This window comes from Aquitalea aquatilis (assembly GCF_005155025.1).
GTDB lineage: Bacteria > Pseudomonadota > Gammaproteobacteria > Burkholderiales > Chromobacteriaceae > Aquitalea > Aquitalea aquatilis.
Map to the genome: position 1 here is coordinate 117,191 of NZ_CP039731.1, position 21,686 is coordinate 138,876.

Annotated in this window: 24 protein-coding genes; 19 read left to right on the forward strand and 5 right to left on the reverse strand. The window is 62.9% G+C overall.

Going from position 1 to position 21,686, the window contains the following annotated elements; all coding sequences use genetic code 11:
* Positions 1 to 8 precede the first annotated feature (8 nt).
* A complete protein-coding gene (locus FAZ30_RS00545; protein ID WP_137008330.1) occupies positions 9 to 962 on the reverse strand; it encodes a LysR substrate-binding domain-containing protein in 954 nt (317 codons plus the stop codon).
* Between the two features lie 207 nt (positions 963 to 1,169).
* Between FAZ30_RS00545 and FAZ30_RS00550 the strand changes: the two genes are divergently transcribed.
* Positions 1,170 to 3,461: an NADP-dependent malic enzyme gene (locus FAZ30_RS00550; RefSeq protein WP_137008331.1), complete on the forward strand. Its 2,292-nt coding sequence runs from the start codon at positions 1,170 to 1,172 to the stop codon at positions 3,459 to 3,461.
* A 229-nt stretch (positions 3,462 to 3,690) separates the two neighbouring features.
* Positions 3,691 to 3,876: an OsmC family protein gene (locus FAZ30_RS00555; RefSeq protein ID WP_137008333.1), complete on the forward strand. Its 186-nt coding sequence runs from the start codon at positions 3,691 to 3,693 to the stop codon at positions 3,874 to 3,876.
* 49 nt (positions 3,877 to 3,925) lie between these two features.
* Here FAZ30_RS00555 and FAZ30_RS00560 read toward each other — a convergent pair whose 3' ends face one another.
* Positions 3,926 to 4,843 carry a LysO family transporter gene (locus tag FAZ30_RS00560; RefSeq protein ID WP_137008335.1) on the reverse strand — a complete coding sequence of 306 codons (918 nt, stop codon included), beginning with the start codon at positions 4,841 to 4,843 and terminating at the stop codon, positions 3,926 to 3,928.
* 211 nt (positions 4,844 to 5,054) lie between these two features.
* Here FAZ30_RS00560 and FAZ30_RS00565 point away from each other — a divergent pair, with 211 nt between their 5' ends.
* The 5 genes from FAZ30_RS00565 (at position 5,055) to FAZ30_RS00585 (ending at position 9,414) form a co-directional block, all read left to right on the forward strand.
* Complete coding sequence (locus tag FAZ30_RS00565) at positions 5,055 to 5,972, forward strand: LysR family transcriptional regulator (protein ID WP_233578589.1); 918 nt, start codon at positions 5,055 to 5,057, stop codon at positions 5,970 to 5,972.
* 105 nt (positions 5,973 to 6,077) lie between these two features.
* Positions 6,078 to 6,701 (forward strand): TetR/AcrR family transcriptional regulator, encoded by a 624-nt coding sequence (locus FAZ30_RS00570; protein WP_124644807.1) that lies wholly within the window; start codon positions 6,078 to 6,080, stop codon positions 6,699 to 6,701.
* A 95-nt stretch (positions 6,702 to 6,796) separates the two neighbouring features.
* Positions 6,797 to 7,537: an NADPH-dependent oxidoreductase gene (locus FAZ30_RS00575; protein ID WP_124644806.1), complete on the forward strand. Its 741-nt coding sequence runs from the start codon at positions 6,797 to 6,799 to the stop codon at positions 7,535 to 7,537.
* A gap of 31 nt (positions 7,538 to 7,568) precedes the next feature.
* Positions 7,569 to 8,669 (forward strand): N-ethylmaleimide reductase, encoded by a 1,101-nt coding sequence (gene nemA, locus FAZ30_RS00580; protein WP_124644805.1) that lies wholly within the window; start codon positions 7,569 to 7,571, stop codon positions 8,667 to 8,669.
* Between the two features lie 67 nt (positions 8,670 to 8,736).
* Positions 8,737 to 9,414 carry a type 1 glutamine amidotransferase domain-containing protein gene (locus FAZ30_RS00585; protein ID WP_137008337.1) on the forward strand — a complete coding sequence of 226 codons (678 nt, stop codon included), beginning with the start codon at positions 8,737 to 8,739 and terminating at the stop codon, positions 9,412 to 9,414.
* Positions 9,415 to 9,542: 128 nt separating this feature from the next.
* Here FAZ30_RS00585 and FAZ30_RS00590 read toward each other — a convergent pair whose 3' ends face one another.
* Positions 9,543 to 10,481, reverse strand: coding sequence for a diacylglycerol/lipid kinase family protein (locus tag FAZ30_RS00590; protein ID WP_137008340.1), 939 nt, complete (start codon positions 10,479 to 10,481; stop codon positions 9,543 to 9,545).
* Between the two features lie 295 nt (positions 10,482 to 10,776).
* On the opposite strand from FAZ30_RS00590, the gene queC reads away from it, so the two are divergent.
* The 11 genes from queC (at position 10,777) to FAZ30_RS00645 (ending at position 18,764) form a co-directional block, all read left to right on the forward strand.
* Entirely contained in the window at positions 10,777 to 11,481 is a 705-nt protein-coding gene (queC, locus tag FAZ30_RS00595; protein WP_124644802.1) for a 7-cyano-7-deazaguanine synthase QueC, read from the forward strand.
* A 1-nt stretch (position 11,482) separates the two neighbouring features.
* Complete coding sequence (locus tag FAZ30_RS20970) at positions 11,483 to 12,514, forward strand: 6-carboxytetrahydropterin synthase (RefSeq protein ID WP_137008342.1); 1,032 nt, start codon at positions 11,483 to 11,485, stop codon at positions 12,512 to 12,514.
* Positions 12,515 to 12,516: 2 nt separating this feature from the next.
* The gene (gene queE / locus FAZ30_RS00605) at positions 12,517 to 13,146 is read left to right on the forward strand and encodes a 7-carboxy-7-deazaguanine synthase (RefSeq protein ID WP_137008344.1); all 630 of its coding nucleotides are present in this window, start codon (positions 12,517 to 12,519) and stop codon (positions 13,144 to 13,146) included.
* A 264-nt stretch (positions 13,147 to 13,410) separates the two neighbouring features.
* On the forward strand, positions 13,411 to 13,677 hold the full coding sequence (locus tag FAZ30_RS00610; protein WP_124644799.1) for a BufA1 family periplasmic bufferin-type metallophore: 267 nt from the start codon (positions 13,411 to 13,413) through the stop codon (positions 13,675 to 13,677).
* A 99-nt stretch (positions 13,678 to 13,776) separates the two neighbouring features.
* On the forward strand, positions 13,777 to 14,031 hold the full coding sequence (locus tag FAZ30_RS00615) for a BufA1 family periplasmic bufferin-type metallophore (protein ID WP_124644798.1): 255 nt from the start codon (positions 13,777 to 13,779) through the stop codon (positions 14,029 to 14,031).
* A gap of 69 nt (positions 14,032 to 14,100) precedes the next feature.
* Complete coding sequence (bufB, locus tag FAZ30_RS00620; RefSeq protein ID WP_137008346.1) at positions 14,101 to 14,931, forward strand: MNIO family bufferin maturase; 831 nt, start codon at positions 14,101 to 14,103, stop codon at positions 14,929 to 14,931.
* Positions 14,921 to 15,670 carry an HvfC/BufC N-terminal domain-containing protein gene (locus FAZ30_RS00625; RefSeq protein ID WP_168190796.1) on the forward strand — a complete coding sequence of 250 codons (750 nt, stop codon included), beginning with the start codon at positions 14,921 to 14,923 and terminating at the stop codon, positions 15,668 to 15,670. The genes bufB and FAZ30_RS00625 overlap by 11 nt, the downstream gene beginning before the upstream one ends.
* A gap of 70 nt (positions 15,671 to 15,740) precedes the next feature.
* Entirely contained in the window at positions 15,741 to 16,208 is a 468-nt protein-coding gene (locus FAZ30_RS00630) for a DoxX family protein (protein WP_124644795.1), read from the forward strand.
* A 138-nt stretch (positions 16,209 to 16,346) separates the two neighbouring features.
* Complete coding sequence (gene serB / locus FAZ30_RS00635) at positions 16,347 to 17,189, forward strand: phosphoserine phosphatase SerB (protein WP_137008350.1); 843 nt, start codon at positions 16,347 to 16,349, stop codon at positions 17,187 to 17,189.
* Between the two features lie 23 nt (positions 17,190 to 17,212).
* Entirely contained in the window at positions 17,213 to 17,725 is a 513-nt protein-coding gene (locus FAZ30_RS00640; protein WP_124644793.1) for a hypothetical protein, read from the forward strand.
* 103 nt (positions 17,726 to 17,828) lie between these two features.
* The gene (locus FAZ30_RS00645; protein ID WP_137008352.1) at positions 17,829 to 18,764 is read left to right on the forward strand and encodes a GGDEF domain-containing protein; all 936 of its coding nucleotides are present in this window, start codon (positions 17,829 to 17,831) and stop codon (positions 18,762 to 18,764) included.
* A 6-nt stretch (positions 18,765 to 18,770) separates the two neighbouring features.
* On the opposite strand, the gene FAZ30_RS00650 is transcribed toward FAZ30_RS00645, so the two are convergent.
* Both FAZ30_RS00650 and mpl read right to left on the reverse strand, forming a co-directional pair.
* On the reverse strand, positions 18,771 to 19,403 hold the full coding sequence (locus FAZ30_RS00650) for a LysE family translocator (protein ID WP_137008354.1): 633 nt from the start codon (positions 19,401 to 19,403) through the stop codon (positions 18,771 to 18,773).
* 27 nt (positions 19,404 to 19,430) lie between these two features.
* Entirely contained in the window at positions 19,431 to 20,816 is a 1,386-nt protein-coding gene (gene mpl / locus FAZ30_RS00655; RefSeq protein WP_137008356.1) for a UDP-N-acetylmuramate:L-alanyl-gamma-D-glutamyl-meso-diaminopimelate ligase, read from the reverse strand.
* A gap of 145 nt (positions 20,817 to 20,961) precedes the next feature.
* Between mpl and ypfH the strand changes: the two genes are divergently transcribed.
* Positions 20,962 to 21,648 (forward strand): esterase, encoded by a 687-nt coding sequence (gene ypfH / locus FAZ30_RS00660; RefSeq protein ID WP_137008358.1) that lies wholly within the window; start codon positions 20,962 to 20,964, stop codon positions 21,646 to 21,648.
* The last annotated feature ends 38 nt before the right edge of the window (positions 21,649 to 21,686 follow it).

Sequence of the window (21,686 nt, forward strand, 5' to 3'; positions counted from 1 at the left end):
TTCTAGGCTCAACCCTCCTGACACAAGCCGCGCAAGGCTGCACAGAACAGCGCCACGGTATGCCGCGCACCACCGGCGCGGGTAAACATGGCAATCGGCGGCAGCGTCCAGTCGAATGAGTAGGGCACGATAGACAGGCCGGCCGTGCGCACCAGCTCTTCGGCAATATCCGCCGGCACAATGGACACCGCCCGCTCGCTGGCGACAATCATCTCGCCGATCAGCTTGGACGAATAACTCTCCACAATGGGCACTGGCGGGGCGACGCCGGCTGCCAGGAAGATATCCGTCACCTGCTCGCGCATCGGCGTATGCGGTGCCCCCAGAATCCAGTCCAGCTCCACCAGCCCACCCCAGTCCAGCCGCACCCGTCCCAGCTGTGCCGCCAGCCGGCGACTGGCAATCAGCCGTGGCTGTTGCCGGTACAGCACTTCGAACTCTACTTGTTGCAGATCCACCGCCGACGAGGCACGACCAATGACGATGTCCAGGCTGTGATCCTGCAGGCGCGGCAACAGCTGGTCGCTGGTGCCTTCGTGCAAGGTCACCGTCATGCCGCCCTGGCCTTCCGGCAAGGTGCGGGCGATGGCGGCCGACAGCAGCCGTCCCGGAATGAAGGGAATGACGCCAACGTGCAGATGGGCGCTATAACCGGCAGCCGCGGTGGCCATGTCGCGCACCAGGTGGTCCAGATCATGCAGCATGGCCTGGGCGCGGGCCAGCACCAGCTTGCCCAGCGCGGTGGGGGCCATGCCGCGTGTCGAGCGGTCAAACAAGCTGCCACCAAACATGCCCTCCAGCTCGGACAGAGCATTGGTGATGGCGGGCTGGCTGCTGGCCATCTGCTCGGCCACCCGGGTCAGCGAGCCATGCTGCTGGATGTTCAGCAACAGAATCAGGTGACGCATTTTCAGCCTGGCAGACAGGCGGCGCAGGATCTCATCGGCATTGATTTCGGCCATGGCGGCTCAGATCATCAGGTAAATAGTATGGCTTGATAGTAAATCAAAATATTTACCTTATGTTATTTCGCTAGACTTGCCGCTAATCCAGTCATCAGCCCCCTTGCAGGTGGCCTGACTGGAGACAAAGCGGCTGCCCTGCCCGGCAGCCGAACGGCATAGCGATGGCCTTGGCACTGCGACCAAGCCCACATCAGGAGCGACACCATGGATACGACCGACCGTCAGGCAGCACTGGACTACCACGAATTTCCCACCCCGGGCAAAATCGCCGTCAATGCCAGCAAGCCGCTGGTGACCCAGCGCGATCTGGCACTGGCCTACACGCCGGGCGTGGCCGCTGCCTGTGAAGAAATCGTGGCCGATCCGCTCAATGCCAGCCGCTTTACCGCCCGCTCCAATCTGGTGGGCGTCATCACCAATGGCACCGCCGTACTGGGCCTGGGCAATATCGGCGCACTGGCCTCCAAGCCGGTGATGGAAGGCAAGGCCGTGCTGTTCAAGAAATTTGCCGGTGTCGATGTGTTTGACATCGAAATCAACGAAACCGACCCGGACAAGCTGGTGGACATCATCGCCAGCCTGGAAGCCACTTTTGGCGGCATCAATCTGGAAGACATCAAGGCCCCGGAATGCTTCGAGGTGGAGCGCAAGCTGCGCGAGCGGATGAAGATTCCGGTCTTCCATGACGACCAGCACGGTACGGCCATCACCGTGGCTGCGGCCTTCATCAACGGCCTCAAGGTCGTTGGCAAGGACATCACCCAGGTTAAGGTGGTGACTTCTGGCGCTGGCGCTGCCGCCCTCACCTGCCTGGACCTGATGGTGCATCTGGGCCTGCCGCTGGAAAATATCTGGGTTACTGATATCGAAGGCGTGGTCTACCAAGGCCGCACCACTCTGATGGACCCGGCCAAGGCGCGCTTTGCCCAGCCTACCGACGCCCGCACCCTGCGCGAAGTGATTGACGGTGCCGACGTGTTCCTCGGCCTGTCCGCCGGCGGCGTGCTCAAGGGCGAAATGGTGGCGCAGATGGCCACCCGCCCGCTGATTCTGGCGCTGGCCAACCCGGCCCCGGAAATCCTGCCGGAAGTCGCCCACGCGGTGCGCGACGACGTGGTGATGGCCACCGGTCGTTCCGACTACCCCAACCAGGTCAACAACGTCCTGTGCTTCCCCTACATCTTCCGTGGCGCGCTGGATGTGGGTGCCACCACCATTACCCGTGAAATGGAAGTGGCGGCGGTGTACGCCATTGCCGGCCTGGCCGAAGAAGAACAGAACGAAGTGGTGGCCGCCGCCTATGGCAGCTACGACCTGTCCTTCGGCCCGCAATACCTGATTCCCAAGCCCTTCGACCCGCGCCTGATCGTGCGCATCGCCCCGGCCGTGGCCAAGGCGGCGATGGACAGCGGCGTAGCCACCCGGCCGATTGCCAACCTCGACGCCTACACCGAGCAGCTGCAACAGTTTGTCTACCACTCCGGCAGCTTCATGAAGCCCTTGTTTGCCGCCGCCAAGAAACAGGTACGCGAAGGCGGCAAGACCCGCATCGTGTTTACCGAAGGTGAAGACGAGCGCGTGCTGCGCGCGGTACAGGTGATCGTGGATGAAAAACTGGCCCGTCCCATCCTGGTGGGCCGCCCGGAAGTGCTGCTGGCGCGCATCGAAAAATTCGGCCTGCGCCTGCGCCTGGGCGAGGACGTGGAAGTCACCAACCCGGAATACGACGAACGCTTCCACCAGTACTGGACCAGCTACTGGGAACTGATGTGCCGTGATGGCGTGACCAAGGAAATGGCCCGCGTGGAAATGCGCCGCCGCCTGACCTTGATCGGCGCGATGATGGTACGCCTGGGCGACGCCGACGGCATGATCTGCGGCACGGTGGGCAGCTATCACGACCACCTGCGCTATATCGACCAGGTGATCGGCAAGAAAGCCGGCTCGGATACCTACGCCGCCATGAACATCCTGCTGCTGGAGAAACAAACGGTGGCGCTGGTGGATACCCACGTCAACGACGACCCCACCGCCGAGCAGATTGCCGAATTCACCATCGCCGCCGCCGAGGAAATGGCCCTGCTGCACATGAAGCCCAAGGCTGCACTGCTGTCGCGCTCCAACTTCGGTTCCGGCAGCTCGGCCTCCGGCAGCAAGATGCGCCGCGTGCTGCAGTTGGTACGCGAGCAAGCGCCGGAGCTGGAAATCGATGGCGAAATGCACGGCGACTGCGCGCTGGACGAAGCCTTGCGCATGGACATCCTGCCGATGTCGCAGCTGAAGGGCGCGGCCAATCTGCTGGTCTGCCCCAATGTTGACGCTGGCAACATTGCCTACAACCTGCTGAAGACCGCTGCTGGCAGCAATGTCGCCGTCGGCCCCTTCCTGCTGGGCGTCAATGCGCCGGTGAACATCCTGACATCCAGCTCCACGGTACGCCGCATCATCAATATGGCGGCGCTGACGGTGATGGAAGCGAACCGCCAGCAGCACTAAGACCCGATAACAAAACCCCCGCTCCAGCGTTGCACCGCCTCGCCGTACTCTATGTACTGTCTGCGGCGGCGCGCCTTGGCCCGGGTTCTCTACGAGGTTTTGTTAGCGGTTCTAAACAGTACCCGCTCCAAGCTCCATCCACGCCCCGGCCCGCCGGGGCGTTTTGTTGTGTGGCTGGCAGCGACAGATTTGCGTCAATCAATACTATTGATCAAATTTTCAGGATTTCATGCGACAAAAAGTACCAAAACAAGGCGCGATTGCCAGCGGTTTTAGCATTGAAGTCGAACTGCAGATCAGCCTGCCGGGCCTGCCGCGTGAACAGGCGCAAGCACTGGTAGAGCAAGCCCACATCGTCTGCCCCTATTCCAATGCCACCCGCAACAATATCGACGTGACACTGACCCTGATCTGAAGCAGCAGCAAGCGCCGCCGCCCGGTAAACGGCAGCGGCGCGGCCCTGTTCAGCCAGTGGCAGACAGGCAAACCATGATCAGCAGCGGGCTGAGCAGGGTCAGCACAAACCCGCTGATCAGCGCCAGCGAAACATGCTGGCTGCCACACTGCTGCCGAATCAGCGGCAAGGTGGCATCCAGTGCGGTGGCACCACAGATGCCAATGGCCTCGCAGCTGAAGCGCGCCCCCACCAGATACAGCATGGCAATGGCAATCAGCTCGCGAAACAGGTCAACCAGCAAGGCGATGGCGCCATAGACACTGCCCAGCTTGCTGCCCACCAGAATGCTGGACAGGGTGACCCAGCCAAAACCGCTGGACAGGGCCAGGCCAGTCCATAGCGCCTGCCCGGTAAACAGCGCCGCCAGCAAACCACCAGCCAGTGAACCCGCCACCACCAGCAAGGGCAGCGCCATCACCGCCGGGGCACGCCAGGCGCCACCGAGTTTTACCCCCACCAGATCGATACCCACCAGCACGATCAGCACATAAAGCAATTGCGTGGTGGTGACACCCGCCAGCCAGGGCAGCGGGTAGCGACTTGCCAGCACACCAGCCGCCACCATGCCCAGGGCCAGCAGGCAATCCCGCAGCGCCTGCCATAGCTGCTGCATGGACGCGCCGCTGCCCTGCACCGCCACCTTGCTCCGGCGCGGCTGTGGCAGACAGTACAGGATCAGCCCCCACGGCAGCAGCGTCGTCAGCAGGGCAAACACCAGCGCCGTGCCCAAGGTCTGGCCCAGCCCGGCTGCCGCAGTCAGCACATGGCCGAATTCCTTGCCGCAAAAGAACAGCAGCAGCCAGATCAGCGGGGTCAGCAGCCGGCTGGCGTGGCGGGTGTGCTGGCGCGGCAAGGCCCGCCCCACGCCATAGCCGGCCAGCAAGGCCAGCAGAATGGGAATGATGGCCGCCAGAATCAGCTGCATGGCCGACCTGCCCTGCTGCTGCCACCGGCGGCATCCCGCCGCACCAGCGGCCTTGTTGTGTGGTACTGCATGAAATTCTCCTGTGGCAGCGACGGCAGCCGCTGTTCAAGCCGCCAGTATTCAGCAGGCGGGCAATCACAGGAATGAACAAGATTTGCTTTCAGAATTCCACAATACGGAATAATCTGCCGACAGACCGACACAGGAGCCCATGATGCTGAACCGGCTGGAAATGCTGCGCATCTTCTGTTGCGCCGCCGAAGCGCGCAATTTCAAGGAAGCGGCCCAGCAGTTGGGCATCTCGCCGCAGGCGGTTACCCGCGCCATCCAGCAACTGGAAAGCCAGCTGGGCGAATTGCTGTTTCACCGCAATACCCGGCAGTGCCGGGTCACCCGCAGCGGCGAGCGTCTGGCTGCGCAGGCCAGGCTGGGCGTGGAGGGCATAGACAGCCTGTTCCGCCAGGCCGAAGACAGCGCAAGCCAGCCGGTGGAAGGCCATGTACGGCTGACTGCGCCAGAAGCCATCGGTCAGGCCAGCCTGGTAGACAGCCTGGCGCGCTTGCGCCAACAGCACCCTGGCCTGCGCTTCGAACTGCATCTGGAAGACGATGAAACCAATGTGGTGGACGAGCAGATCGACATCGGCATCCGCCACGGCCTGATCCGCGACAGCCGCTTTGTCGCCCGGCAGGTGGCAGAAGTGCGCTTCTTCATGGTGGCCTCCCCCGCCCTGCTGCAACAGACGGGCAGCCCACAGACACTGGCCGAGCTGCAAGCCCTGCCGGTGGTCAGCACCATAGACCAGCGCACCGGCCGTCCCTGGCCCTGGCTGTTCCGGCAGGACGCGCAATGGATCCCGCGTGAACCGGCCTTGCTCAGCAACAGCACCCAAGCCGAATGCGCCGCCGCCCTGGCTGGCCTGGGTTTTGCCCAGCTACCCGGTTTCATTGCCATCCCGCATCTGCGCCAGGGCACGCTGCGCGAGGTGCTGCCAGCCCTCGCCCCCATGCCGTGGGCGCTGAGTGTGTACCGGCCGCAGCGCAGCCCGGTGCCGCCACGCATCCGCGCTGTGTACGACTGGCTGGTCAACGATTTTTCCAATCCCGACTTCTTCCCGGCCAGCCCCTGAGCCCGTGGGCTAGCGATACGCCGGCAGCCCATCCGGCAGGGCCGAATCCACCATTTTGATAAAATATCTTGCAAACTAGACGACTGGTCTAGTACTATTCAGCCCATGTCACGTCCCAGCCAGTTTTCCGATACCCGCGAACACCTGCTTGCCACCGGAGAGTCCATCATCCTCGGCAAGGGGTTTTCTGCTGTTGGCCTGGCCGAAATTCTCGGCTGCGCCGGCGTGCCCAAGGGCTCGTTCTACCATTACTTCCGCTCCAAGGAAGGCTTTGGCGTGGAGATGCTGCAGCGTTACTTCGAACATTACGATGCGCGCCTGCTGGAAGCACTGGATGAGAGTCAGGGCAATGCCCGCGACTGTCTGCTGGGCTATTTTTCCGGCTGGCTGGACCGTCACCAGCAATGCGAAGAAGGCAATCAGAGCTGTCTGGCCATCAAGCTGGCGGCCGAGGTGTCCGATCTGTCCGAGCCGATGCGCGAAGCGCTGGCCGAAGGCATGGGCCGGGTGATCGTCCGCCTGGCAGACTGCATCCGCCGTGGCCAGCAGGAAGGCAGCCTGTGTACCCGGCTGTCGGCCACCGACACCGCTGGCAGCCTGTATAGCTTGTGGGTGGGTTCCGCCCTGCTGTTCAAGGTGCAGCACACCCAGCAGCCCATGCTGCAGGCGCTGGCGCTGACCACTACCCTGCTGAAGCAGGACGACTGTACGCTGCCAGCCAGTTCCTGAAGCCTGGCATGGCTTGAAGTCCCCGCCCGTGTGGCGGGTATTTTTGACACAACGACTAGACGACCGGTCTATTTACAGCTTTAAAGGAAAACGCCTTGAACAGCACGCTGGAATTGATGCAACAACATCGCAGTGTCCGCAGCTATCAGGACAAGCCCATCCCTGCTGCAGTGCTGGATGCGGTACTGGATGCCGCCTGGAAAGGCCCCACCTCCATCAACGGCCAGCAGGTGTCGCTGGTGGTGGTGCAGGACGCCACACGCCGCCAGCAGATTGCCGAGATTGCCGGTGGCCAGCCGTGGATTGCCCAGGCCCCGGTATTTGTCACCCTGGTGGTGGATTTCCACAAAACCCGGCTGGGCGTGGAAGCCGCCGGTGCCGAGCAGGTGATTCAGGACAGTGTGGAAGGCTTTGCCGTGGGTGCGGTGGATGCCGGCATTGCCCTGGGCAACCTGATGACCGCCGCCCACGCCGCCGGCCTTGGCGTGGTACCGATTGGCGGCATCCGCCGCAATCCGCAAGCCATGATCGATCTGCTGCAATTGCCGGAATACACCTTCCCCATTGCCGGCGTGGTCATCGGCTATACCGATCAGGACAGCAGCATCAAGCCGCGCCTGCCGCGTGCCAGCTTTGTCCATCACGAGCACTACCAGGCTGCGCAGCTGCCGGAACAGATCCGCCAGTACGACCAGACGCTGGCCAGCTACTGGCAGCAAATCGGCCGTGCCGACGGCCTGCCGTGGAGCGCCAATACCGCCCAGTACTACCAGAATGTCTATTTCCCTGAAGTCGCCCCGGTTGCCCGCAAGCAGGGCTTTGGTTTTGATCGTTAATCATTTCATCTGCACAGGAAAGGTCTGATTCATGAGCCTGGATAAACTGTTTACCCCGCTGCAAGTTGGCACCGTTACCCTGAACAACCGCGTGGCCATGGCCCCGCTCACCCGCCTGCGCAATACCGAGCCGGGCGACGTCCCCACCGAGCTGTCGGTGCAGTACTACACCCAGCGCGCCAGCGCCGGCCTGATCATTGCCGAAGGCACCCATATCTCGCGCACCGCCAAGGGCTATGCCGGTGCACCGGGCATCTATAGCGAAGAACAGGTGGCCGCCTGGGGCAAGGTGAATGCCTCGGTACACGCCGCTGGCGGCAAGACCGCGCTGCAGCTGTGGCATACCGGCCGTATCTCGCACCGCTCCTTGCAGCCGGATGGCGAGGCCCCGGTAGCCCCGTCGGCCATTCGCGCCGACAGCAATACTAATATCCGCCAGCCGGATGGCAGCCTGGCCCGCGTACCGTGCGACGAGCCGCGTGCACTGGAAGTGTCCGAGCTGGCCGACATTCTGGAAGACTACCGCCGCGCCACCGACAACGCCCGCCGCGCCGGCTTTGACCTGGTGGAAATCCACGGCGCGCATGGCTATCTGCTGGACCAGTTCCTGTCACCCGAGGCCAATGTGCGTACCGATGCCTACGGCGGCAGCGTGGAAAACCGCGCCCGCTTCCTGCTGGAAGTGGTAGATGCCGTGGTCGCCGAATGGGATGCCGCCCACGTGGGCATCCGCATTTCGCCGCTGGGCATTTTCAATGGCGTATCCAATGTCGAGCAGCAAGACATCGCCCTCTACGTGATCGAAGAGCTGGCCAAGCGCAAACTGGCTTTCCTGCATATTTCCGAACCGGACTGGGCCGGCGGCCCGGCGCTGAGCGAAGCCTTCCGTCAGGAAATCCGCAAGCGCTACCCGGGGGTGATCATCGCCGCCGGTGGCTATAGCGCGGAAAAAGCCGAAAAGCTGATTGGCGAAGGCTATATCGATGCCGTGGCCTTTGGCCGCAGCTATATCGCCAACCCGGATCTGGTGGAACGCCTGCAAGCCGGTGCCGCACTGAATACACCGGATGGCGCTACCTTCTACGGTGGCGGCGCAGCCGGCTATACCGACTACCCGACGCTGCAGCACTAAGCCAAGCAATAAACACTAAAGTCCGGGCCGGCAATACGGCCCGGCACACACCACACGAGAGCACACCATGAAAAAAGTCCTGTTTGTCCTGACCAGCCATGATGAGTTGGGCAACACCGGCCACAAAACCGGTTTCTGGATCGAAGAATTCGCCGCGCCCTACTACGCGCTGGCTGACAAAGGGGTAGCCATCACCCTGGCCTCGCCCAAGGGCGGCCAGCCGCCCATCGACCCCAAGAGCGCCGACCCATCCTTCAGCACCCCGGCCACCGAACGTTTTAACCAGGACGCCGCCCTGCAAGCCGTGCTGGCCAATACCGTGGCGCTGGACAGCGTTGAGGCCAGTGACTTTGACGCAGTGTTCTACCCCGGCGGCCACGGCCCGCTGTGGGATCTGGTCGACAACGCCGCCTCCATTGCACTGATTGAAGCTTTTATTGCCGCCAGCAAGCCGGTAGCGGCCGTGTGCCATGCCTCTGCAGTGCTGGTGAATGCACGTGATACCGCAGGCCAGCCGCTGGTAGCCGGGCGCAAGGTCACCGGTTTTTCCAATAGCGAAGAAGATGCGGTGCAACTGACTGACATCGTGCCGCTGCTGGTGGAAGACGCCCTGCAAGCCAAGGGTGGCCTCTACGAAAAAGGCCCGGATTGGGGCGTATTTGCCGTAGAAGACGGCTTGCTGATTACCGGCCAGAACCCGGCCTCGTCAGAACGGGTGGCAGAAAAGCTGCTGGCACGGCTGTAATACCCCGCCTGCGCAGCGTGCAAGGGCTTGGAGCGGCTAACAAAACAGCAGCGCGTCCCTGATACAAGGCGCGCCGACGCAAACAGTACGAGGTGACGACGCAGCAGCAGGTTTTTTGTTAGCTGCTGTTAATGCTCCACACTCTGTGGCCCCAGGGCAGACAGACAGCGCAGGGCCTGCGGCACCACTTCGATACGGGCTGGCGCATGGCCGGCCAGTTCGCCATCCACCTCCAGCGGACAGGCCTGGCCCTCTATGCTCAGGCTGCGCACGCTCAGATAGCGCACCCGCTCATCCAGCACCGGCTGCGCCTTGCGCAAGGTCGGCAGGAAACGGACAAAATCCCAGCTGCCGGCATTGGCGATCATCACCACCTCCAGCAGACCGTCATCCAGCCGTGCCATCGGCGCAATGCCCAGGCCGCTGCCGAAATAGCGACCGTTGGCCACGCACAGGCTGATGAAATCACCACTGATCACCTCGCCGTTTTCCAGCAGCAGCCGCATGCGGCGTGGCCGGTAGCGCAACAGGGTCAGCAGGATGGACCAGTAAAAAGCCACACTGGCCGGCAGCCAGCGCGGCAGGCGCTTCACCTGCTCCACGATGGCCGAACTGATGCCCAGCGAAGCGATATTGCCAAACCACACCACCCGCTCGCCCTCCTGCCCGACCGCTAGCGTCAGCCGGCCCAGATCGATACGGCGTACCTGGCCGGCACGGATCAGCCCGTCCAGCTGCTCTACCGAATCACTCACCCCCAGCGAACGGACAAAATCATTGCCCGTGCCAAAGGGCAGCGCGCCCACCGCCACCCGCTCACGCGCGGCGGCCGGGGCACGCATCACGCCATTGATCACTTCGTGGATGGTGCCATCGCCACCCACGGCTATCAGGAAATCACAGCCCTGGCACACCGCCGCCAGGGCCATTTCCTCGGCACTGACGGCCGAGGTGGTAATGTGAATGTCCACCTGGAAGCGTTGGCCAAACTTTTCCAGCAGACGGTTGGGCAGTGAGCGCGGGCAACGCTGGCCGTGCAGGATGAAAACCAGTCGGGTCTGATCCATAACATAAAGAGACTTAAGCTGAAGCGCTGGATTATCAGACAGATGTCATGCTTTTGAAACATTCAGCCGACTCCGACCGGCAAGGCCGACTGGATAGGGACAAAACAGCAAAATCAAGGGCATAAACCCGGCGCAAACTGGCCGGGCAAGCAGTTTTCTGGTAGATTTGGCGGTTTTGCTGCGCCGTTTAAAGGCTGCCGCCGCCTGCCGGGTGAGACCGATCCCGTGTGTGCGACGCGACAGCACCGGCCACAGCCAGCAAGGCCACCTCGACTGTTTATCGATGGATCACACTATGAACCCCCATTCCACACCGACTGCGGAAAAAGCCCTGGTGGTGCTTTCCGGCGGTCAGGACTCCACCACCTGCCTGTATTGGGCGCTGCAAAAATTCGGCGCCGGCAATGTGGAAGCCGTCACCTTTGATTATGGCCAGCGCCACCGCGTGGAGCTGGACTGCGCCCGCAAGATCGCCGCCATGGCAGGGGTACGCCAGACCGTGCTGCCCATCGACACCTTTGCCGCCATCGGTGGCAATGCACTGACCGACGACAGCATCCAGCCGGAAGAAGGCAGCCGCGACGACGACGCCCTGCCCAATACCTTCGTGCCGGGCCGCAACCTGATTTTCCTGACCTTTGCCGCCGCTTTTGGCTACACCCGTGGCGCACGGCATATCGTTACCGGCGTGGCACAGACCGACTACTCCGGCTACCCGGACTGCCGCGAAAACACCCTGCAGGCGCTGCAACTGGCGGTGCGACTGGGCATGGACAGCCGGGTGGAACTGCACACCCCGCTGATGTATTTGAGCAAGGCCGAAACCGTCACCCTGGCGCAGCAAGTGGGCGCGATGGAAGCGCTGGCCTGGAGCCACACCTGCTATAACGGCGCGGTGCCGCCCTGCGGCCATTGCGCCTCGTGCGAGCTGCGCGCCAAGGGCTTTGCCGAAGCCGGCGTGGCCGACCCGCTGGTCGAACGCTGCGCCAAGGAGGCCTGACATGCATGCATCCTGCCTGCTGGCCGGTGGCCGTTTCGAAGCAGCCCGCCGCGTCCCCGGAGATGAAGATCGCCTGAACGGCCTGCACGGCCACAGCTTTCGCGCCCTGGCCCGTGCCGATGTCACCCACATCGAACAAAACGAACTCCACGCCGCACTGCACCGGGTACTGGCACCGCTCGACTATGCCGACCTCAACCAGCAACTGGCACAGTGCGACGACCTGAGCCTGGCGCAGCACATCAAGGACGCCCTGCCCTGCCCGGCAGCGCTGCTGCTGCAAAGCACGCCGCAGCGCGGGGTGATGCTGGAAAACGGCACCGCCCTGTACTGGATTGCGGCCCGTTTCGAAGCAGCCCACCATCTGCCGCATGTTCCGGCCGGCCACAAATGCGGCCGCCTGCACGGCCACGGCTTTGGCGTACGCATCGTGGCCAATGCGCAGCACTGCAGCCAGCGCCAGCTGGAAGCCGCCTGGGCACCGCTGTTTTTGCGGCTGCACCAACGCTATCTGAACGATATTCCGGGGTTGGAAAACCCCACCAGCGAGGTGATTGCCGCCTGGCTGTATGGCGAACTGCAAGCCGCCGGCCTGCAAGGACTGGCCTGGGTGGAAGTGCGCGAAACCTATACCGCCGGCAGCCAGTTTGACGGCAAGCGCTTCCGCATCTGGAAGGAACAGCGTTTTGAAAGCGCCGTGCCATTCGACAGCGATGGCAACTACAGCGGCCACAGCTATCTGGTGCGGCTGATGCTCACCGGCAGCCTGGACCGCACCATGGGCTGGCTACTGGACTTTGGCGACGTCAAGGACCGCTTCAAACCGCTGTATCGCCAGCTGGACCACAATCCGCTGGACAAGCTGGCCGGCGTGCGCGACGGCCACAGCCAGTCGGTAGCCGAGTGGATTCACGCCCATCTGTCGCCCCTGGTGCCGGAGCTGGCGCGCATCGACCTGATGGACGATGAGCACAGCGGTGTGTCGCTGCTGTTCCATGACGATATGCGCTGGCCGCTGCTGCAGGGGGAATGAGCATGTATACGGTAAAGGAAATCTTCTACACCCTGCAGGGCGAAGGCCGTCAGGCCGGCCGCGCCGCCGTGTTTTGCCGCTTTAGCGGCTGCAATCTGTGGTCTGGCCGCGAGGAAGACCGCAGCAAGGCAGTCTGCCAGTTCTGCGATACCGATTTTGTCGGCACCGGCCCGGACGGCGGCAAATTCGCCACGGCAGCCGCGCTGGCTGCGCGCATTGCCAGCCAGTGGCCGGCAGGCAGCGGCGGCACGCCCTATGTGGTGTGCACCGGTGGCGAGCCGCTATTGCAGCTGGATACAGAGCTGATCGCCGCGCTGCATGCCGAGGGCTTTGAAATCGCGGTGGAAACCAATGGCACCATCGCCGCCCCCGCCGGCATCGACTGGATCTGCGTCAGCCCCAAGGCCGGCGCTCCCTTGCTGCAAACCAGCGGCAACGAACTGAAGCTGGTGTATCCGCAAGCCACCCAGCTGCCGGAAACCGTGGCCCATTTACAGTTCGATACCTTCTATCTGCAGCCGATGGATGGCCCCGAGCTGGCCGCCAATACCCGCGCCGCCATTGCCTACTGCATGGCACACCCGCGCTGGCGCTTGTCAGTACAAACCCACAAGGTGGTGAATATCCGCTAAGAGCCGCTCTGAACAATCGGGTGCACAGTCGCCCGATTTTTTTTGCCTGTCTTTGTAAGAAGCCATCCATGTTGCCGACTCATGCTGCAGAGACAGTCACGCAGCAAGTCAGCGAAAAGTATTGAAATATTTACAAAAGCAGCCAATGGCAACCAAATGCAAATAATTTCAAAATATTTTCCACTGCGCTGTAAGAAAGCCCCGGCCCACGCGACTGACTCCTGAAACCCGGCACTTGCCGCTTACCCCCGACAGGAGATTGACATGAACGCTTCCAAGACTTTGCTTGCTTCCGCCCTCGGCGCTGTAGTTAGCCTGGCCGCCCTCACCGCCGCGCCGGCCCAGGCCGCAGAACAGGAAAAATGCTATGGCGTGGCCATGGCCGGCATGAACGACTGCGCCTCCGCCACCGGTGCCCATGGCTGTAAAGGCCAGGCCGCCATGGACAAGGACCCGGGTGACTGGAAGCTGGTGGCCAAAGGTAGCTGCCAACAGATGGGTGGCAATACCATGGCACCAATGAAACAATAAACGGTCTATCGTTAACATCACGCCGGCCGGGCTGCCCGATCCGGCGCAGATTGCTCACCATCACACCTGCTTGAACCTGCCCCCACAAGGAGAAACACCATGAATGCATCCAAAGCCCTGCTCGCCTCCGCCCTCGGTGCCGTTGTTGCCATGGGCGCACTCAGCGCCACCCCGGCCGCTGCGGCAGAAAAGGAAAAATGCTTCGGCATCGCCCAGGCCGGCAAGAACGACTGCGCCGCCGCCAATGGCAGCCACTCCTGCGCCGGTCAGGCCACCAAGGACAAGGACCCGGGCGACTGGAAATACGTCGCCAAGGGCAGCTGTGAAAAAATGGGCGGCATGCTGGCCAAGTAATCCGCTCCGGCAGGGTTGCCGGCCACCGCCGGCAGCCACCTCCCCACGTCCCTTCCGGTATCCCTGCTCATGACTCCGTCTTCCCTTCCCGCTGTCGCCGGCATTGGCCTGCGTGCGCCCCACTATCGTCAGGTACTGGATACCCTGCCGCCGCTAGGCTGGGTGGAAGTCCACAGCGAAAACTTTTTCGATGGCGGCATGCCACTGGCCATGCTGCAGCGGGTGGCCAGCCACTATCCGCTGTCGCTGCACGGCGTGGGACTGGGCCTGGGTTCGCTGGTGCGTCCGGACGGAGAACATCTGGCTGCTCTCAAGCGACTGGTGGATGCCATCAACCCGCCAGCGGTATCGGAGCACCTGTCGTTCAACCACAGCGCCCAGCGCTATGTGAACGACCTGCTGCCCATCCCCTATACCATGGCCGCGCTGGCCGTCATCGCCAGCCATGTGGAGGAAACCCAGCAGGCGCTGGGCCGGCGCATCCTGCTGGAAAACCTGTCCAGCTATGTGGAGTTTCCCGGCAACGAGATGAACGAAGGCGAGTTTCTGGCCGAACTGGTGGCGCGCACCGGCTGCGGCCTGCTGCTGGACGTCAACAATCTCTACGTCAACGGCATCAATCTGGGCACGGACGTGCAGGCCGTGCTGGCGGCATTGCCCGCCGCTGCGATTGGCGAAATCCATCTGGCCGGCTATAGCGAGGGCGAAGGCATGCTGGTGGATACCCACAGCCAGCCGGTCCATCCCGGCGTGTGGCAGCTATACGCCCAGGTCATCGCCAGCATTGGCCCACGCCCGACGCTGATCGAATGGGATCTGGACATTCCGCCACTGGACACGCTGCAGGCCGAAGCAGCCAAGGCCGATGCCATCCTGCAAGGAGCACGCCATGACGCCTGAAGCACGCTGGCAGGCAGAGCTGCTGGAGCTGATTGCCGATACCGAGCAGCAGCCGCATGCCGCACTGGGCCTGAGCCCGGCCGGACTGGCGGTCTACCGCAACAACTACCGCGTCGGCCTGATCGAAACCCTGAATCTGATCTACCCGGTAACCCGGCAGATCGTCGGGGAAGAATTCATGACCGGACTGGCGCGTGAATACAGCAAGCGCTATGCCTCGCACTCGGGCAATCTGCACCGCTATGGCGGCAGCTTTGGTGATTTCCTGCAAGACTTCCCACCGGCGCAGGCGCTGCCTTACCTGGCCGATGTCGCCCGGCTGGAATGGGCGGTACACCGCAGCTATTACGCTATCGACCAGACCCCGCTGGTGGCATCGGCACTGAGCGGCATCAACCCGGAACAATTCGGCCAGCTGCGCTTTGGCGTGAGCGACAGCAGCCGGGCGCTGTCGTCCCCCTGGCCGGTGGTCTCCATCTGGCAGGGACACCAGACTGGCCAGCAACTGAATGTTGACATGGCATCCGGCGGCGAGCAGGCACTGGTCAGCCGCCACGCCGGCAAGGTCAGCGTACAGGCGCAAACAGCCGGCATGGCGGCCTTGCTACTGACCCTGCAGGATGGACAGTCACTGGGCGAGGCTGCCGGGCAGGCCTTGTCGGCACAGGATGATTTCGACCTGCAAGCCGGCTTGGCGCAGTTATTCGCCGACGGCCTGCTCAGCCACTACCAACTCTAAGACCAGGCTTGTCCACCATCCGCCACCACGGCGGAGGGGCGCGGCTTGCCCACTTCACGGGAGACCGACCATGCAAGTTCTCAGACAAAAACTGCTGCCGCTGCAGCGGCTGTTCGACCAGGCCAGTCACTCTGCCCGCCCGCTGGTGCTGCTGCTGTTCCGGCTGTGGGTGGCAAATGTATTTTTCAAGTCCGGCCTCACCAAGCTGGACGACTGGGACACCACGGTCTTGCTGTTTACCGAGGAATACCACGTCCCGCTACTGCCGCCGGTACTGGCGGCGCTGATGGGCACTTTTGGCGAAACGGTGTTCTCCAGCCTGCTGGTCGCCGGCCTGTTTGGCCGCTTTGCCGCCGCCGGGCTATTCGTGGTCAACCTGATGGCCGTCATCAGCTACCCCGGTCTCACCGACATCACCCGCCAGTTCCACTACTACTGGGGCATGTTGCTGCTGGCACTGTTCGCCTTCGGCCCCGGCTGCCTGTCGCTGGATGCGGCCTGGCGAAGCTGGCGCGGCAAGGGTCGCCAATTGGGCTGAAAACTGACGGCCTGAAAACTGACGACATTGGCGACGCTGTGCAGACAGCGCCCCGGCCGGCTCGGGCGCACGGACATTCCGACAGACTGCCCGGCAGTGGCATAATGGCGTATTGCCCAACTCCACATCCGCCCGCCCATGTCTCTTACCCTCGTCATCCAGTCCCCCCGTCTCGACAGCAAGGAACTGCAGGAACTGGCCGCACTGGCCGGTGCCAGCAGCGTCAGCCAGCCCACGCTGGAATCTGCCCGGATGGAACAGGCCGACCCGGCCAGCCGTGACGCCATCAGCGCCTGCTGCCAGGCACTGGGCTACGACTTCGCCTTTGTCGACGGCAAGCTGCAACTGGCTGACTTTGGCCTGTTGGTGTCCGATATGGACTCCACCCTGATCACCATCGAGTGCATCGACGAAATCGCCGACATGCAGGGCATCAAGCCACAGGTGGCAGCCATTACCGAGCGCTCGATGCGCGGCGAGCTGGACTTCTCCGCCTCGCTGCGCGAACGGGTGAGCCTGCTGGCAGGCCTGCCGGAAAGCGCGCTGGAAAAGGTCTATCAAGAACGCCTGCAACTGAGCCCCGGCGCCGAGCAGCTGCTGGCCAGCTGCAAGCAGCATGGCATCCGCTTCATGCTGGTTTCCGGCGGTTTCACCTTCTTTACCGAAAGACTCAAGCAGCAACTGGGGCTGGACTATGCCTATGCCAACCAGCTGGAAGTGGTGGATGGCAAGCTGACCGGCCGCGTGGTGGGCGAGATTGTCGATGCCGCCGCCAAGCAGCGCCTGCTGATCGAAAAACGCGAACAACTGGGCTTGCGCCCGGACCAGGTCATCGCCATGGGCGATGGTGCCAACGACCTGCTGATGCTGGGTGAAGCCGGCGTCGGCATTGCCTACCGTGCCAAACCGGTGGTACAGGCCCAGGCCAATGTCGCCATCAATGTCATGGGGCTGGACGGCGTCAGCAGACTGTTCGCCTGATTGCCCATTCCGAGGAGAGCGTCATGAGCCCGCTGCCACAGCTGGACAGTGCCAGTTTCGATGCCATGTTGCCGCTGAGCGTGCACTTGCTCAGCGAAGAGCAGTGCTCGCCGGCGCGCCAGCGCGAAACCCGGCTGGCGCTGCGGGTGCTGGCCGCCCCCAGCGAAACACCGGAAGAACCCGATCCGATGCTGGTACGGCTGGAAGCCAAGCTGGATCTGGCGCTGGAAATCTCGCTGCTTGGGCATCACCCGGACCGCCCGCCGCTGACCCGCTGCCGGCTGGGGCTGGACAGCATTGCCTGGCTATCCGACCACCCGTGGCGGGTGGGCGACACGGTGCAGATTGCGCTGTCGCCCAATGCGGATTCGGCGCTGATGCTGTTCATGGCCGCGCGTATCGAAGCCCAGTGCCCGACGCCGGACGAGGCCTATGCCATTACCGCCCGCCTGCAACCACCGCCGGACGAGCAAACCGGCCCGCTGTGGGAGCGCTGGGTTTTCCGCCGCCACCGCCGCGCCATCCTGGAGCGCTGATACCCGGCCGGCCCCGGCTGCCGTCTTCAGGTGAAATCCTCCGCCCGCTGGCTTAGACTGAAAACATCAGGCATTCAACTGCCTTTCAGCCCAGGTATGCCCCATGGCCAGCTTCCCCTCTTTCCAGTCGCTGATCGACACCGTGCAAGGTGCCCTGCTGTTGGCACAGCCTGCCAGCGGCCGCATCATCAGCGCCAATCAGCTGGCGGCCATCCTGCTGGCCACCCCGCATGACGAGTTACTGGGCCGCGATTTCGTCCAGTATCTGCAACACCCGGCCGATGCCGCCGAGCTCAAGTCCCTGCTGGCCAGCAACAGCATGGTCTATAACCGGCGACTGCAAATGAAAACCGCCACCGGCCGGCATTTCGAGGTGCAGCTATCGCTGCGTGAAGTGATGCTGGATGACAGCGCCACGCTGGTGATCAGCTTCAGTGACCGTACCGAAAGTCAGCTGATGAGCCAATTGCTCAATTTCGAACACCAACTGGTGGAACGCTCGCTCAATCTGGTGAAAAGCATGAAGCACGAACAGCAAACCAGCCACGATGACGACCAGCTCACCGGCGTGGTGGGCATGCCGCAACTGCTTAGCGGAGCGCATGCCGAAACCGGGCGCATCCGCCGCTATGGCGGCGACCTGTCAGGTATGGCCGTGCAGCTGATCAATATCCCACAGCTGATTCCGCAGCAGGACAATGGCTCGGCACGCCGTCATCTGCTGCGGCTGGCCGGCAGCCTGTGCGTACAGAGCACGCGCGACAGCGATCTGGTGGCACGCCAGGAAGATGATGTTTTTCTGGTACTGATGCCCAATACCAGTCTGGAAGGCGCCCACGAGCTGGGCCGCCGGCTGCTGCACTCGCTGGGGCAGCTCACCTATATTCATCTGGGACAGGAAGAAAAGGCCCAGGCCTGCATCGGCATCAGTGCGTTGCGGCTGGAAGAAAACTCGCCCAATGCCATGCTGGATCGTCTGCAGGGCGCGCTGAGCCTGGCGCGGATCGCCGGAGCCAACCAGATCCATCGCCAGGCCTGAACAGGCTCAGCTACGACCCTGGCGGGCCAGATGCACGGCCATCACCGCCAGCACGCCGCCCATCAGCCAGCGCTGCAAGCGCAAAAACAGCGGGCGACCGCCAAGAAAGCGCGCCATGCCGCCGGCCAGCAACACCAGCACCGCATTGACCAGCAGGCTGATGGCAATCTGGGTAAAGCCCAGCCACAGCGACTGCCCCAGCACGCTACCCTGCGCGGTATCGATGAACTGCGGCAGCAGCGACAGATACATCACCGCCACCTTGGGGTTCAGCAGATTGGTCAGCATGCCCATGGCAAACAGCTTGCGCGGGCTGTCTGCAGCCAGCTGGCGTACTTCGAAAGGCGAGCGGCCACCCGGCCGGAGCGCCTGCCAGGCCAGATACAGCAGATAGCCCGCCCCGGCCAGCCGCAGCGCATCGTAAGCCAGCGGTACCGCCAGCAACAGCGCGCTGATGCCCAAAGCGGCGCACAGCATGTAGCAGAGAAAACCCGCAGCGACACCCGCCAGCGAAATCAGGCCGGCGCGCCGCCCCTGACAGATGGAGCGCGACAACAGATAGGCCATATTAGGGCCTGGTGTCAGCACCATACCCAGCGCCAGCAGGGCAAAGGTCAACCAGTGTAGGGACTGTGGCATGGCGGGCTTTCCTGAGTGAACGGACTTTCAGTCTGCCTGAGCAGCAGCCAACCCATCCAGCAGTTTCTGATGAATGCCACCGAAACCGCCATTACTCATCACCAGAATATGGTCACCCGCGCGGGCTTCCTGCAGGATGGCGGCAATCAGCCCATCCATTTGATCGAAAGTAACGGCCTTGTCGCCCATGCCCTGTAGCGCCTCGGCCGGGCTCCAGTTCAGGCCCGCCGCCGAGCAGAACACCCGGTCGGCCAGTGCCAGCGAGCCGGGCAAGGCGTCTTTCATCGTGCCCAGCTTCATGGTGTTGGAACGTGGTTCCAGTACCGCCAGAATGCGTGCGCTGCCCACATGGCGGCGCAAGCCCTCCAGCGTGGTGGCGATGGCGGTGGGATGGTGGGCAAAGTCGTCATACACGGTGACGCCGGCCACCTTGCCGCGCACTTCCATGCGCCGTTTTACATTGTCAAAGCGCGCCAGGGCAGCGATGGCATCGCGCACCGCCACACCGGCATGGCGAGCGGCGGCAATGGCGGCCACGGCATTGAGCCGGTTGTGCTCGCCCATCAGCGCCCACTCCACCCGACCCTGCGACTGGCCATTCAGCAGGACATCGAAATGACCGGCCGCATCCGGCTCGCCGGCCTGCCAGCCACTGGCGACGCCAAACGGCTCCACCGGGGTCCAGCAGCCACGCTCCAGCACCCGCGTGAGACTGGCTTCGCGGCCATTGCTGACAATCAGCCCCTGCGCCGGAATGGTGCGCACCAAGTGGTGGAACTGGGTTTCGATGGCCGCCAGATCAGGGAAAATATCGGCGTGGTCGTATTCCAGATTGTTCAGGATGGCGGTACGCGGGCGGTAATGGACGAACTTGGAACGCTTGTCGAAGAATGCCGTGTCGTATTCATCGGCCTCGATCACGAAGAAGGGGCTGATGCTGGCGGCGTCCTGCACCGGCCGGCCTGGCAGGCGGGCAGATACGCCAAAGTTCTGCGGAATGCCGCCAATCAGGAAACCCGGCGCCAGGCCGGCGTCTTCCAGAATCCACGCCAGCATGGAGCTGGTGGTGGTCTTGCCATGGGTGCCAGCCACTGCCAGCACCCACTTGTCCTGCAATACATTCTCGGCCAGCCACTGCGGCCCGGAAATATAAGGCAGGCCGCGATTGAGGATGGCCTCCATCAATTCTTTGCCACGCGTCACCACATTGCCTATCACATACACATCGGCCCCCAGCTCCAGCTGCTCGGCACCAAAACCCTGGGTCAGGGTAATGCCCATGGCCTCCAGCTGGGTGCTCATCGGGGGATAGACGTTGGCATCACAACCGGTAACGGTGTGACCGGCCTGCTTGGCAATGGCAGCAATGCCGCCCATGAAGGTGCCGCAAATGCCCAGGATATGAATGTGCATGACAGTAAATGCTGTGTTGACCGCGAGGGGGCTATTATAACGCCGCCTTGGCCGCATAATTCACTTGTTCGCACGCGGCAGACACCGCGGCACACTGCACTCAATCACCGTGAGCAGCTAGCGCTGCCCCATCAGGAGAATCACCATGACCCACGATATCGTCATCCAGCGCCCCGACCAGCCACAGCAACTGATGCTGTTGTTTCATGGCGTGGGGGCAACGCCGGACAGCATGCAGCAAGTGGGCCAGTATCTGGCCAAGGGCTTTCCGCAGGCGCTGATTGTCAGCGTGGCCGGCAGCCACGCCAGTGATCTGGGCCAGGGTTTTCAGTGGTTTTCGGTACAGGGCATCACCGAAGAAAATCGCCTGGAACGGGTAGCCGCAGCCCTGCCCGACTTTTTCGCTGCGGTAACACGCTGGCAACAGGACAGCGGCCTGGGCCATGCAGCCACCGCACTGGTGGGTTTCAGCCAGGGTGCCATCATGGCGCTGGAAGCCGCAGCAGCCAAGCCGGAACTGGCCGGCCGCGTGCTGGCTTTCAGCGGGCGCTTTGCCAGCCTGCCGACGGCACCCCTGGCACAAACCACGGTGCACCTGTTCCACGGCAAGGCCGATCCGGTGATTCCCTACCAGCACAGTATTCAGGCGGCCGAGCATCTGATCGCGCTGGGCAGCGATGTCACCGCCGAGATCGAACCCTTTGTCGGCCACCACATCCATGAAGACTTGCTGGAGAAGGCGCTGGAATATCTGCAATCACATATTCCCCGCCATGTCTGGGACGAGGCCATGAGCGCCAGCCCGGAGCAGGCGGCCATCAAGCCCAAGTAAGCAAGCAAACCCACGCAATATGACAGCAGCGGCGCGCC